Below are 12692 nucleotides of genomic sequence, written 5' to 3'. Positions count from 1 at the left end.
GGCCGTCAGTTCTTCGGCCGGAGCTCGACGCCGACCGCCTTGTTGACGAAGCGCAGCGTGTAGCCCTGGCGATAGTCGATGGTGCTCTTGACCACGCCGGCGCGCACCATCTTGTCGAAGAAGCTCGCCATCCGCTCGTCGGTCATGGCGCCGATGCCGTTCTTGGTCGAATCGCCGGAATCGACAATGCCGTGCTCGCGCATCTTGGCGACGCAATAGGCCAGCAGCTCGTCGTTCATGTCAGGATTGAGCTTCTTGATCATCGCGTTGCCGGCCGAGTTGTCGCCGTAGACGTAAGTGTACCAGCCGACGACGGAGGCATCGACGAAGCGCTGCACGAGGTCCGGCTTCTTGTCGACCATGTCGCGGCGGGTCTCGATCAGGGTCGAGTAGGAGTTGAAGCCGTAATCGGCGAGCAGCAGCACGTTCGGCTTGAAGCCGGCGGCCTTCTCGACCGCAAACGGCTCCGAGGTGACGTAGCCCTGCATCGCGGTCTGCTTGTTCACGATGAAGGGTTGCGGGTTGAAGGTGTAGGGCTTCACCTTGTTCTCGTCGAAGCCGTATTCCGACTTCAGCCACTGGAAGTAGCTGGTGATGCCCTCCTTCGAGATCAAAAGCGTCAGCGGCTTCAGGTCCTCGATCTTGCTGGCCTTGACCTCCGGATGGGTCAGGAAGACCTGCGGGTCCTTCTGGAACATCGCGGCAACCGCGACCAGCGGCACGTTGTTCGTCACGGCGTCGAAGGTCTGCAGCGAGTTCGCGCTCATGAAGAAGTCGAGCTTGCCCGCGATCAGGAGCATGCGGTTGTTCTCGTTGGGACCGCCGGGCACGATGGTGACGTCGAGGCCGTATTTCTTGTAGGTGCCGTCGGCGACCGCCTGGAAGAAGCCGCCATGCTCGCCCTCGGCGACCCAGTTGGTGCCGAACGAGACCTTGTCCAGCGTCTGTGCCTGCGCCGGGACGATGGCCGCGGCAACGCAAAGGGCGGCAGCCAGAAGGCTCGTGGTTAACGCTCGCGGCAAAAAGGCCCGGATCATGGTTGGACTCCGTCTGACATTATGGCCCATGATGGAAGGCCGGGGCGTGGATCATGCCCCGGCGACGAGGATCGCGCCCGGAGACGCAGACGCCTCTATGATGTTAAACGAACCAGCCTGCAAATCCACCCAATGAAACGCTTGCTTGATGACTTCTCAGCTTCCGCCCCGTGACTGGACCGCGATCCACTGGCCCGATATCGCCGGGGACGCGGCCGCGCGCTGGATCGCGGTGCTGCCGCTGGCCGCGACCGAGCAGCACGGGCCGCATCTGCCGCTTGGAACCGACGTCATGATCGGCGAGGCCTATCTGGCGCGGGTGCGCGAGCTGCTGCCGGCGTCCCGGCCTGTGACGTTCCTGCCGCTACAGCCGGTCGGGATCTCGACCGAGCACATCGATTTTCCGGGCACGCTGACGCTGCCGACCAGGGTGGCGCTGAACAGCTGGATGGCGCTCGGCGCGAGCGTGGCGCGCGCCGGGGTGAAGAAGCTCGTGGTGGTGACGAGCCATGGCGGCAACTCCGCCGCGATGCAGCTCGTGGCGCAAGATTTGCGCGCGCAACACGGCATGCTGGTGGTGACGACGAGCTGGTCGCGCTTCGGTGCGCCGGACGGGCTGTTCGATGCCGACGAATTGCGCCACGGCATCCATGGCGGCGCGGTCGAGACCTCGATCATGCTGGCGAAATATCCGCACGCCGTGCGCCAGGATGCGATCGCGGACTTCAAGCCCGCCAGCGTAAGAATCGAAAAGGATTATCGCTTGCTGTCGACGCAACGGCCGGCGCCGTTTGCCTGGCAGGCGCAGGACCTCAATCCGAGCGGCGCGATCGGCGATGCGACCCAAGCCTCGGCCGAGAAGGGCGAACAGCTGATCGAGCACGGCGCACGCGCGTTCTGCGAACTGCTCGCCGACGTCGACAGGTTCGATTCGAGCATCTTTCGCGGCAGCTGATCGGAATTGCTTCGTCGGGGCAATGGCGACGAAACAATTCACGAAACCATATTTCCGGCCTCATCTCTCGAACCGGAACCGGGAAGCCTCCGTCCAACGGGCATGCGGACCACACCGGCGCCGCGCCCACACAGGATGGAGTATTCCATGTCGATCAAGACCAAGTTTGCCGCCCTCGCCCTCACCGCGCTCGCCGTGACCGGCACCATCGCGTCCACCACCTCGCAGGCTGAAGCCAGGCCATATGGCTGGGGTTGGGGCGTTGGCGCAGGCCTCGTCGGCGCCGCCGTTGTCGGCAGCGCGATCGCGGCCAGCGACGGCTACACCTACAACGGCGGCTATCGGCGCTGCGCCTGGGTGCGCCAGTACGACGCCTTCGGCAACTATATCGGCCGCGTGCGCTCCTGCTATTGATCGACGACATTTAAGGCTGCGGATCCGGTGTTCGGCACGGGTCCTCATCCACCCCGTGCCGCAACCGACCCGCCCGGTAATCCCCCCGGGCGGGTCAATCGTTGTGAGCTCGCGACAGGCGGGCCCAGCTCACAGATATTTCGCGATCAACCGGAAGTCGCGCAGCACGGCGCGGCCCTTCGGACCTCCGGCCTTCAGCGTGTCCTCCAGGCTGCGGCCGATGTGATCATGGATCAGCGCCTTCTTGGCGCTTTCGATCGCACTCTCCACCGCCTGCAATTGCTGGGCGATCTGCGCACAGGGCCGGCCCTGCTGGATCATCTCGACAATGGTCTCGAGATGGCCGTTGGCGCGCTTCAGGCGGCGGGCGATCGCGGCGTGCGGATGGTCGTCGGACATGCGGTTCTCCTATCCTCCCGGGAGGATAATCACGATCCTCCCGGGAGGATAGCAGAATCGGCTTGACAGGCCATTGTGCCGGGCGTAGTGCCCGATTGCCGGAACAATCGTTCCGCACCGGGTTCGCCCCCGGACGTCAACCCGACCACGAGCCAGCACAGAAGGCACATGGGCAGTAGCAACTTTGGCGACAGTAGCCCCGCAACGCCGGGACCATTGACGCCGCAACACAGCAAGACTGATCGCGCAGATATCGCCTGCGTGGACAGGCGGTCGCGCTTCAGCTGACCGCCCGCTCCTCACCGGCCTGCCGCGACCAGCGGAAGTGGAGGTGAGCGATGTTCGAAAAGCTCGCAAAATTCCGGCAAGCAAGCCCGCGGCGTGTTGTCGAGCCGCGGCGCATGCCGCCGCGGCCGGCCATGCATTGCAATGACAACCTGCCGGGCTTTCGCCGCCCGGCGGACCGTCGGCGTCCAACCCCGGTCTGTCATTGGGTCCTGATCGATGGCCAGCTGGAATGCCGGTGGACCATCGACAACACCAGCGGCGATCTCGATCATCAGCGACGCGCGGGCCGACGCCTTGGCCCCGCGCGCAACGTCAACGCGCCACGTGGTGAAAGCCGCGGCGCGGCTTTAGGAGGCCGACATGGACGAAGGACCTAGTTGCCCCGTTGCGCGCCGCTCAGGCGCAGCAGCGGGATTCTTGAACTGCATCACATCTGGAAATGCCGCCGCTCACGGCAGCAGAGACGTGCGCGCCTGACGGCTCCGCGTCCCTCCGCCGTGCCCCCAGAGGGCGGCGAGGAGACGCGAAATGACCGAAACCACGACCACCCCAACCGCCATTCTCGATACCGCGCATGCCGGCGACATCCATGGCGCGCTCGGCAGCATCGCCCGCGACGACACTGCGCCGCGCGCGACGTGGCTGGCCCGGCTGAAGACACTGCTCGCGATCGTCGGGCCCGGCCTGATCGTGATGGTCGGCGACAATGATGCCGGCGCCTTCGGCACCTACACCCAGGCCGGACAGAATTACGGCACCACGCTGCTGTGGACGCTGCTGCTCCTGATCCCGGTGCTCTATGTCAACCAGGAGATGGTGGTGCGGCTCGGCGCGGTCACCGGCGTCGGCCATGCGCGGCTGATCTTCGAGCGCTTCGGCAAGTTCTGGGGCGCCTTCAGCGTCATCGACCTTCTGGTGCTGAACGCGCTGACCATCGTCACCGAGTTCATCGGCATCACGCTGGCGCTGAGCTTTCTCGGCGTCTCGCAGTTCTGGGGCGTCTTGGCCTCGGCTGGAATCGTGATGCTGGCGGTCTCGACCGGAGACTTCCGCCGCTTCGAACGCTTCGGCATCGTGCTGGTGGTCGGCAGCCTGCTGCTGGTGCCCGTCATCCTGATGGTGCATCCGCCGATCGGGCAGATCGCGGCCGATTTCTTCGTGCCGAAGATGCCGCACGACGCCAGGCTCAGCGAGGTGATGCTGCTGATCGTCGCCATCGTCGGCACCACGGTGGCGCCATGGCAATTGTTCTTCCAGCAGAGCTACATCGTCGACAAGCGGATCACGCCGCGCTTCATCCGCTATGAGCGGATGGATCTGTGCATCGGCATCGCGCTGGTGGTGGTCGGCGCCGTGGCGATGATCTCGTTCTGTGCGGCGGTGTTCGCCGGACGGCCCGAATTCGGCAATTACACCGACGCGCTGGGAACCGCGGTCGGGCTCGAGAAATATGCCGGCCGGCTGCCGGCGGTGCTGTTCGCCCTCGCGCTGCTCGATGCCTGCATCATCGGCGCGGCGGCGGTCTCGCTCGCAACGGCTTACGCGATCGGCGACGTGTTCGCGGTCAAGCACTCGCTGCATCGCAAGCCGTGGGATGCGAAGGGCTTCTACACCGTCTATTGCGGCCTGATCGTGCTCGCCGCCGTGCTGGTGCTGACGCCGGGTACGCCGCTCGGGCTGCTCACCAACGCGGTGCAAACGCTGGCCGGCGTGCTGTTGCCCAGCGCAACCGTGTTCCTGCTCCTGCTGTGCAATGACCGCCACATCCTTGGGCCCTGGGTCAATTCGACCAAACTGAACCTGTTCACGGGCGCGGTGGTCGCGGCATTGGTGATGCTGTCGGTGATCCTGACCGCCGCGGTGCTGTTCCCCGATCTCAGCGAAGCCTGGATCATCGGTATCCTCGTCGGCGGCAGCGGGCTCGGGCTCGCGGTCACCGCGCTCGTCAAGCTGTACGAGATGTCGTCGCACCGTAATGCCTCCTTCCGCCCCAAACTGAAGCCGCCGCTGTTCGACCGCGACACCTGGCGGATGCCGCCGCTCGACCGGCTGCCAAAGGCGCGCCTCAGCGCGCTGAGCCGGATCTGGATGCTGGTGCTGCGTGGCTACCTGATCGTCGCCGCCGGCCTCGTGCTGCTGCGCATCGTCCAGCTCGCCACGGTGGGAGCGTGACGGCGCCTGGCCGCGGCCGGCGATGGGGCGCGATCGTGTTGCTCAGGCTGGCAAGCGCCATCCTACGCGGCGCGACCGCGCTCTATCAGCGACGCGTGATTTCAGACGCCGGGATGCGGACAGCGCTGTCCATGGCGCGATGCGTCGAACGGGCTGGCGCACGGGTCGTGCTCGGCGGCACAGCGCAACCGGCGTTCGCCAAAACAAGGGACGAAGACGATGGTGGTGTCGATTGATCGGGTCGGGCCCTCGACCTGTTCGCCGCGGAGGCGCGGCCGATCGCAGCGGACAAGGCATGCCAGCTGGCGCTGTTACGTGACTGTCATGGTGGCGTGCAAATCGAGGAGGTATCTGGGGCACCTCAGTTGCTATTGCGAATGATTTGCAATAAGCAACAGGGGATGCTAGGTGCTGATCTGGCTTTGGATGGACCGACACGGATCGGACCGGGGACGGCGGGCGATGATTTCAAATCTCGGGTGGCAAGCGGCCCCCAAATCTGCAGTGATGCCGGGCGAAACCGCCAACCGTTCGCCGAAAGCCGCGTCATGACCTGCGTCCGCCTCTTCCGGGTTCAGATCGCCGCCGGCGCAGCGCTCGGCGCGGCCACCCTCGGCACGCCGGCGACTGCGGCGGATCTGGCGCTCAAGTCTCCGGCCGCGCGGGCGGTCTACAGCTGGACCGGCTTCTATGTCGGCGCCCATGTCGGCTATGGCGACGGCACGCTCGGCCCCGGCACCAACCCAATTCTGGAACAGGGCGTGTTCTTTCCGCCCACGATCACCGGCGGGATCGGCGGCTTCCAGGTTGGATACAACAAGGAATTCGCCAACCGCTTCGTGCTCGGCGTCGAGGCCGACGCGACGTTCACCGGCCCGACCGACCTGCCGCGGCGCAGGCTCGGCCCGTTCAACTCGTCGATCGACTATGTCGGCACGGTGCGCGGCCGTGCCGGCTACAGCTTCGGCACCTGGATGCCCTATGTCACCGGCGGCTTCGCCTGGGGACACAGCCAGGTCAGGGTCAACGACACCGACGGCGAGGTGATCTCGGAGCCCGGCCAGTACCAGACCGGCTGGACCGCCGGCGCCGGCGCCGAGTTTGCGGTGAGCGGCAATTGGACCGCCAAGGTCGAATACGACTACATCGACCTGTCGCGCCGCACGCTCGGTCTCGCCGACTTCGGCATGCCCGGCGTCAGCATCGATCCGCACATTCACCTGCTGAAATTCGGCCTGAACTACCAGTTCGGCGACTCGCCATGGTCGGCGACGCCGGCGCAGACCTTGCTGCCTGAATCCACCGACTGGAGCGTGCACGCGCAGACGACGCTGCTCCCGCAGGGCTACGCCTCGTTCCGCGCGCCGTATTCCGGCACCAACAGCCTTCCGGGCGCCGGGCAGATGCAGCAGACCTGGACCACCACGGCATTTCTCGGCGTGCGGCTCTGGGAGGGCGGCGAGTTCTACTTCAATCCGGAAACGGCGCAGGGCTTTGGCCTCAACGGCACGCTCGGCCTCGCCGGCTTCTCCAACGGCGAAGCGCAGAAGGCCGGCGCGCCATACCCGAAGATCCGGCCGCAGCGCTACTACTTCAAGCAGACCTTCGGCTTCGGCGGCGAGCAGGAAGACGTCGCCGACGGTCCGAACCAGATCGCGGGCAAGCGCGACATCGACCGCCTCACGGTCGTGGTCGGGCGCTTTGCGGTCGGCGACTTCTTCGACGGCAATTCCTACGCCAAGGACCCGCGCGCCGACTTCATGAACTGGGCGATGTGGGCGTCTGCCGCCTACGACTTCCCGGCCGACCTGCCCGGCTATACCCGCGGCGCCGTGGTCGAGCTCAACCGCAAGGACTGGGCGGTGCGCGCCGGCGTGTTCCAGGTGCCGAATGCGCCGAACAGCGACGTCCTGGTGTTCAACACCGGCGGCGCGGTGGTGGAGTTCGAGGGCCGCTATTCGATCTTCGACCAACCCGGCAAACTGCGCGTCGGCGTGTTCGGCAATCGCGGCAACACCGGCAATTACCGCCAAGCGCTCGCGATCGAGGACGCCAATCCGGGGCTCGACATCAACGACGTGATGGCAAGCATCCGCAAGGACAATTTGAAATACGGCTTCTATCTGAACGGCGAGCAGCAGATCGCAACCGACGTCGGCCTGTTTGGCCGCCTCAGCTGGAACGACGGCCAGAACGAGATCCTGTCGTTCACCGATGTCGACCGCAGCATCTCCGGCGGCCTGTCGATCAAGGGCAGCCGCTGGGGACGGGCCAACGACACGATCGGCATCGGCGGCGCGGTCAACGGGCTGTCAGCCGCGCATCACGACTATCTCGCCGCCGGCGGCCTTGGCCTCCTGATCGGCGACGGCGCGCTGAACTACAGCCCGGAGCGGATCTTCGAGACCTACTACGCCTATCAGGTGAACAAGAACCTGACCTTGACCGCGGACTATCAGTTCATTACCAACCCCGCCTACAACGCCGACCGCGGCCCGGTGCACATCTTCTCCGGCCGCATCCACGGGGAGTTTTGAGACGCGCAATCTCCCCACGTCGTCCCGGCGAAAGCCGGGACCCATAACCACCGCTGTATGTGGTTATGGCAGGTCGGGGCCACAGCGAGGCAAATACAACACCCTGTGGTTATGGGTCCCGGCCTGCGCCGGGACGACAGTGAATTTGCCGCGCCGTTCTTCGCAATGATGTCTCGGAGCTAGCTAGCGTAGCCCGGATGAAGCCAACGGGGCGCGCGTTCGCGCGCCCGATGACAGGCTCCGCGAAATCCGGGGCTGCTTTATCCGCGCGGCAAAGAATCCCGGATTGCGCTCCGCTCCATCCGGGCTACGGATTCTCTGGCAATGATGGCTGGATTGATCGGGGCGGCAAAAGCCCTCTCCCCACTCAGTTATATGTAGACCCCCCGGGCTTGCCGCAAGCCCGGGGTCATCCCGTAGAACGCGCGCCCAATCGAACTGAGGGAGCGCGGGATGAACGAACATCAGGTGGTGATATCAGGCGGAGGTCCGACCGGGCTGATGCTGGCGGGGGAACTGGCACTGGCTGATATCGACGTGGCGATTGTCGAGCGGCGCGCCAGCCAGGACCTCACCGGTTCGCGCGCCGGCGACCTGCATGCACGAACGCTCGAGGTGTTCGACCAGCGCGGCATCGCGGATCGGTTCGTCTCCGAAGGAAAGCGCCATCCAGTCGTGCACGTCCACCCGATGCCGCTCGACCTCAGCGACTTTCCGACCCGGCACAATTACACGCTCGCGCTCTGGCAGAACCATATCGAGCGCATCCTGGCCGGATGGGTCGGCGAGCTCCGTGTGCCGATCTATCGCCAACGTGAGGTGACCGGCTTTGCGCAGCACGACGCCGGCGTCGACATCGCGCTGTCTGACGGGCATTCGCTGCGAGCGCAGTATCTCGTCGGCTGCGATGGAGGACGCAGCCTGATCCGCAAGACAGCGAGCATCGAGTTCCCCGGCTGGAATCCGACCACGAGCTGGCTGATCGCGGAAGCGCAGATGTCCGAGGAGCCGCCATTTGGCTTCCGCCACGATACCGCCGGCATCCACGGGATCGGCAAGCTCGAGGACGGGCGCGGCATACGCTTGGTGCTGACCGAGCGGCAGTTGCAGACCACGGAGCCTGGCTTGAGCGATGTGCGCGCAGCGCTGATCGCCGTCTACGGAACTGATTTCGGGATCAACAATCCGACCTGGATTTCACGATTTACCGACATGGCACGTCAGGCCGCCGCCTACCGCGACCGGCGCGTCCTGCTCGCCGGTGACGCCGCGCATGTGCATGCGCCGATGGGTGGACAGGGGCTCAATATCGGCGTGCAGGATGCGGTGAACCTGGGGTGGAAACTGGCACAAGTGATCATGGGCATTTCACCTGACGGTCTGCTCGACAGCTATCACGCTGAACGCCATCCGATCGGCGTCCGCGTGCTGCGCAACACGTTGGCGCAGGTCGCGCTTCGCCGCACCGACGACCGCAGCAAGGCGCTGGACGAGTTCGTGTCCGAACTGCTCAGAATGGACGAACCGCGCAAGCGCCACGCCGGCATGATGTCCGGGCTGGACATTCGTTACGGCCTTGCCGACGGCCATCCGCTGCTTGGACGCCGCATGCCGGATCTCGATCTGGTCCTGCCTGACGGTGGGGTTCGGGTCTTCGCCCTACTGCACGAAGCCCGGCCGCTGCTGATCAATTTTGGTGGCCTCGGTACCATCGATAGCACTGGATGGCCCGACCGGATTCAGCGGATCGACGCGACATACAACGGCGCGTGGGAGCTTCCGGTGCTCGGAACCGTTCCGACGCCGGCCGCGGTTCTGGTGCGGCCCGACGGATATGTGGCGTGGGTTGGCGAGCGAACGCAGGTAGGACTGACCGAGGCGCTGACCAAATGGTTCGGCGTGACTGCTGCGTGAACAGATGGAGTCTAAGCGGTAGCAGCATCGGGACTGCGTCACCTCTCCCGCTTGCGGGAGAGGTGAACCGAAACCGCTACCGCCCTACCCCGCCGGCTGGAACGAATCCGCGCGCGCCATCGCCCAGGCGTCGCGGTAGCGGCGGTCCTGGGTGCCATCGAGCAACTCGCCGGGGCGCAGCGCCGGATAGAGCTCGGCGAAGGAGGAGACCTCGGTGGTCGATCTCCGCTGCGAGAAGTGGATCGGCCGCAGATCCTTGGTGTGCTCGAGGCCGGCGGCCGCGAGCAGCTCGGTCAGCGCGTGCAGCGTGTTGTGGTGGTAATTGTACACGCGCTCGATCTTGTCGGGCACGTAGAGCGCGCGGTTGCGGATCGGATCCTGCGTCGTCACGCCGGTCGGGCAGCGGTCGGTGTGGCAGCTCAGCGACTGGATGCAGCCAAGCGAGAACATGAAGCCGCGCGCCGAATTGCACCAGTCGGCCCCGATCGCCATCGCGCGCGCCATGTCGAAGGCGGTCGCGATCTTGCCGGAGGCGCCGATCCTGATGCGGTCGCGCGCGCCGATGCCGACCAGCGCGTTATGGACGAAATTGACGCCCTCGCGCATCGGCATGCCCAAATGATCCATGAATTCGAGCGGCGCGGCGCCGGTGCCGCCCTCATTGCCGTCGACCACGATGAAGTCGGGATAGAGCCCGCTCTCCTTCATCGCCTTGCAGATCGCCAGGAATTCCCAGGGATGGCCGATGCACATCTTGAAGCCGGCCGGCTTGCCGCCCGACAGTTTGCGCATCTGGGCGACGAATTCCATCATCTGCAGCGGCGTCGAGAACGCCTTGTGATAGGCTGGCGAGATGCAATCCTCGCCCATCGGCACGCCCCTGATCTTGGAGATCTCCTCCGACACCTTCGCGGCCGGCAGCACGCCGCCGTGGCCGGGCTTGGCGCCCTGGCTGATCTTGAGCTCGACCATCTTGATCTGGTCGTCGCCCGAGACGCTTGCGAACAGCTCCGGATTGAAGGTGCCGTCGCGGTTGCGGCAGCCGAAATAGCCGGAGCCGACCTCCCAGATGATGTCGCCGCCCATCTCGCGGTGATAGGGGCTGACGCCGCCCTCGCCGGTGTCATGGGCGAAGCCGCCCTTCTTGGCGCCGGCATTGAGCGCCCGCACCGCGTTCGGGCTGAGCGCGCCAAAACTCATCGCCGAGATGTTGAAGACCGAGGCCGAATACGGCCTGCTGCAGTCGGGACCGCCGATGGTGATGCGGAATTTCTGGTCGGCATGCGGCTTCGGCGCCACCGAATGGTGCATCCACTCATAGCCCTCGCGGTAGACGTCCTCCTGGGTGCCGAACGGCCGCTTGTCGAGCACCATCTTGGCGCGCTGATAGACCACCGCGCGGGTGTCGCGCGAGAACGGCATGCCGTCCTTCTCGCTCTCGAAGAAATACTGCCGCATCTCCGGGCGGATTTCCTCGAGCAGGAAGCGGACATGCGCCGAGATCGGATAGTTGCGCAGCACCGCATGGCCCTTCTGGGTGAGGTCGCGGATGCCGAGCAATGTCAGCGCGCCGAAGATGATCAGCGGGATCAGAACGATCTTGAACACCTTGGGATCGAAAATCCCGACCAGCAGCAGGAGCGCGGTGACGACGGCGCAGATCGTCAGCACGATGAAGCGTGGCGAGAACGGAAGCAGTATCGTGTCCATGGAAACCCTCAACCGGTCTGCCTGAAATCCCCTGTCGGCCGCGAGCCTAATCCAACTCGCGGAACAAGTGCACCACGGTTATACGGCCGAGCAGTCACAGATGTGACAACCGCCCGGATGGGCGGTTGCCGGTCATGATCGTTCAATTTGATCCCATCTGCTGCAGTGCAACGAAGGGGGTTGCGTGAAGACTGCGCTCCCTCTCCCGCTTGCGGGGGAGGGTTGGGGTGGGGGTGCCTCCACACGCGAGGCTCTTTCCGTGGAGAAAGCCCCCACCCGCATTGCATCTACGATGCAATGCGACCTCCCCCGTAAGCGGGAGAGGTGAAAGCGCCGTTCGCTTAATGGTCGTGCGGCTGTAACTCGTGCGGAATGTGGCCCGCCTTCAGGCCATCGCTCTCCAGCCACGCGTTGGTGGTGTCGAGGGCGCGTGCGATATGATCCGAGGTCCGGGTGAAATCGTAGGGCGAGCCGACCAGCGGGCAGAGCGGCGGCACGACGAAATACTCGACATCGGGGCCGATGTTCTCGAGCTCGTTGACGAGCTGCCGCGCGATCAGCAGCGTCAGCGCATGCAGCGCGTTGGCGAGCGCGCCGACCGGCGGCGCCTGGTTGGCGCAGGCGTGCCCGGTCGGCAGCACGATCAGGCGCTTCGCCCCATGCTTCACGGCGACGCGGACCGGCGTGTTGCTGGAGATCGCCCCATCGGCCAGGAAGCGATCGCGATAACGCACCGGCGTGAACGCGCCGGGGATCGCGGTCGATGCCACGATCGCCTCCGCCGTCGAGCCTTCCGACAGCACCACGCTGTCGCCGCTGATGATGTCGGTGGTGACGATGTGGATCGGGATCCGCGCGTCCTGAAGATTGCGGAACGGGATGTGGTCGTCGATCAGCTTGCGAACGCCGTCATGCGGGATCAGGAAGTCGCGCCGCCACAGGAAACCGACCAGCGTCTTCCAGGTCACCGGAAACACGTCATTCCGGTTCAGGCCGCGCCAGATCTCGGCGAGCCGCGCGACGCCCGCGACCGTCGGGTCGCCGGCATAGAACGCGCCGTTCAGCGCGCCGACGCTGGAGCCGACCACCATGTCGGCGGCCACGCCGTGGGCAGCCAGCGACTGCAGCATGCCGACCTGGACCGCGCCAAAGCTGCCGCCGCCGGCAAACACAAAGGCGGTCTTCGGGGCATCCGGATCGGTGATGGACAAGGTGCAGCTCCCTTACTCGCCGCGTTCGGGAAACGGTTGCGCGGCGTTGGGGGCG

Annotated in this window: 10 protein-coding genes; 6 read left to right on the top strand and 4 right to left on the bottom strand. The window is 65.5% G+C overall.

Features of this window, described 5'->3' with window-relative positions:
* Positions 1–5: 5 nt before the first annotated feature.
* A complete protein-coding gene (locus tag WDM24_RS02460; protein WP_338830326.1) occupies positions 6–1037 on the bottom strand; it encodes an ABC transporter substrate-binding protein in 1032 nt (343 codons plus the stop codon).
* A 148-nt stretch (positions 1038–1185) separates the two neighbouring features.
* Between WDM24_RS02460 and WDM24_RS02455 the strand changes: the two genes are divergently transcribed.
* Positions 1186–1992: a creatininase family protein gene (locus WDM24_RS02455; protein WP_338830325.1), complete on the top strand. Its 807-nt coding sequence runs from the start codon at positions 1186–1188 to the stop codon at positions 1990–1992.
* 147 nt (positions 1993–2139) lie between these two features.
* Entirely contained in the window at positions 2140–2406 is a 267-nt protein-coding gene (locus WDM24_RS02450; RefSeq protein ID WP_338830324.1) for a hypothetical protein, read from the top strand.
* A gap of 129 nt (positions 2407–2535) precedes the next feature.
* On the opposite strand, the gene WDM24_RS02445 is transcribed toward WDM24_RS02450, so the two are convergent.
* Positions 2536–2805 (bottom strand): metal-sensing transcriptional repressor, encoded by a 270-nt coding sequence (locus WDM24_RS02445; RefSeq protein WP_338830323.1) that lies wholly within the window; start codon positions 2803–2805, stop codon positions 2536–2538.
* A gap of 338 nt (positions 2806–3143) precedes the next feature.
* Here WDM24_RS02445 and WDM24_RS02440 point away from each other — a divergent pair, with 338 nt between their 5' ends.
* The 4 genes from WDM24_RS02440 to WDM24_RS02425 all read left to right on the top strand — a co-directional run bounded on the left by WDM24_RS02440 (position 3144) and on the right by WDM24_RS02425 (position 9716).
* Positions 3144–3470 (top strand): hypothetical protein, encoded by a 327-nt coding sequence (locus tag WDM24_RS02440; protein WP_338830322.1) that lies wholly within the window; start codon positions 3144–3146, stop codon positions 3468–3470.
* A 151-nt stretch (positions 3471–3621) separates the two neighbouring features.
* On the top strand, positions 3622–5265 hold the full coding sequence (locus WDM24_RS02435; RefSeq protein ID WP_338830321.1) for an NRAMP family divalent metal transporter: 1644 nt from the start codon (positions 3622–3624) through the stop codon (positions 5263–5265).
* Between the two features lie 548 nt (positions 5266–5813).
* Entirely contained in the window at positions 5814–7802 is a 1989-nt protein-coding gene (locus WDM24_RS02430) for a carbohydrate porin (protein WP_338830320.1), read from the top strand.
* A 453-nt stretch (positions 7803–8255) separates the two neighbouring features.
* Entirely contained in the window at positions 8256–9716 is a 1461-nt protein-coding gene (locus WDM24_RS02425; protein ID WP_338830319.1) for an FAD-dependent monooxygenase, read from the top strand.
* An 84-nt stretch (positions 9717–9800) separates the two neighbouring features.
* Here WDM24_RS02425 and WDM24_RS02420 read toward each other — a convergent pair whose 3' ends face one another.
* Both WDM24_RS02420 and WDM24_RS02415 read right to left on the bottom strand, forming a co-directional pair.
* On the bottom strand, positions 9801–11426 hold the full coding sequence (locus WDM24_RS02420; protein ID WP_338830318.1) for an FMN-binding glutamate synthase family protein: 1626 nt from the start codon (positions 11424–11426) through the stop codon (positions 9801–9803).
* 341 nt (positions 11427–11767) lie between these two features.
* Positions 11768–12637, bottom strand: coding sequence for a patatin-like phospholipase family protein (locus tag WDM24_RS02415; protein WP_338830317.1), 870 nt, complete (start codon positions 12635–12637; stop codon positions 11768–11770).
* Between the last annotated feature and the right edge of the window lie 55 nt (positions 12638–12692).

Source organism: Bradyrhizobium sp. 27S5 (assembly GCF_037217225.1).
GTDB lineage: Bacteria > Pseudomonadota > Alphaproteobacteria > Rhizobiales > Xanthobacteraceae > Bradyrhizobium > Bradyrhizobium septentrionale.
This window is presented reverse-complemented; position numbering and strand designations above follow the sequence as displayed.

Excerpts from the sequence above, each read along its gene's own strand:
- WDM24_RS02455 (WP_338830325.1), top strand. The coding sequence starts at position 1,186 with ATGACTTCTCAGCTTCCGCCCCGTGACTGGACCGCGATCCACTGGCCC.
- WDM24_RS02435 (WP_338830321.1), top strand. The coding sequence starts at position 3,622 with ATGACCGAAACCACGACCACCCCAACCGCCATTCTCGATACCGCGCAT.
- WDM24_RS02430 (WP_338830320.1), top strand. The coding sequence starts at position 5,814 with ATGACCTGCGTCCGCCTCTTCCGGGTTCAGATCGCCGCCGGCGCAGCG.
- WDM24_RS02445 (WP_338830323.1), bottom strand. The coding sequence starts at position 2,805 with ATGTCCGACGACCATCCGCACGCCGCGATCGCCCGCCGCCTGAAGCGC.
- WDM24_RS02450 (WP_338830324.1), top strand. The coding sequence starts at position 2,140 with ATGTCGATCAAGACCAAGTTTGCCGCCCTCGCCCTCACCGCGCTCGCC.
- WDM24_RS02440 (WP_338830322.1), top strand. The coding sequence starts at position 3,144 with ATGTTCGAAAAGCTCGCAAAATTCCGGCAAGCAAGCCCGCGGCGTGTT.
- WDM24_RS02420 (WP_338830318.1), bottom strand. The coding sequence starts at position 11,426 with ATGGACACGATACTGCTTCCGTTCTCGCCACGCTTCATCGTGCTGACG.
- WDM24_RS02460 (WP_338830326.1), bottom strand. The coding sequence starts at position 1,037 with ATGATCCGGGCCTTTTTGCCGCGAGCGTTAACCACGAGCCTTCTGGCT.
- WDM24_RS02425 (WP_338830319.1), top strand. The coding sequence starts at position 8,256 with ATGAACGAACATCAGGTGGTGATATCAGGCGGAGGTCCGACCGGGCTG.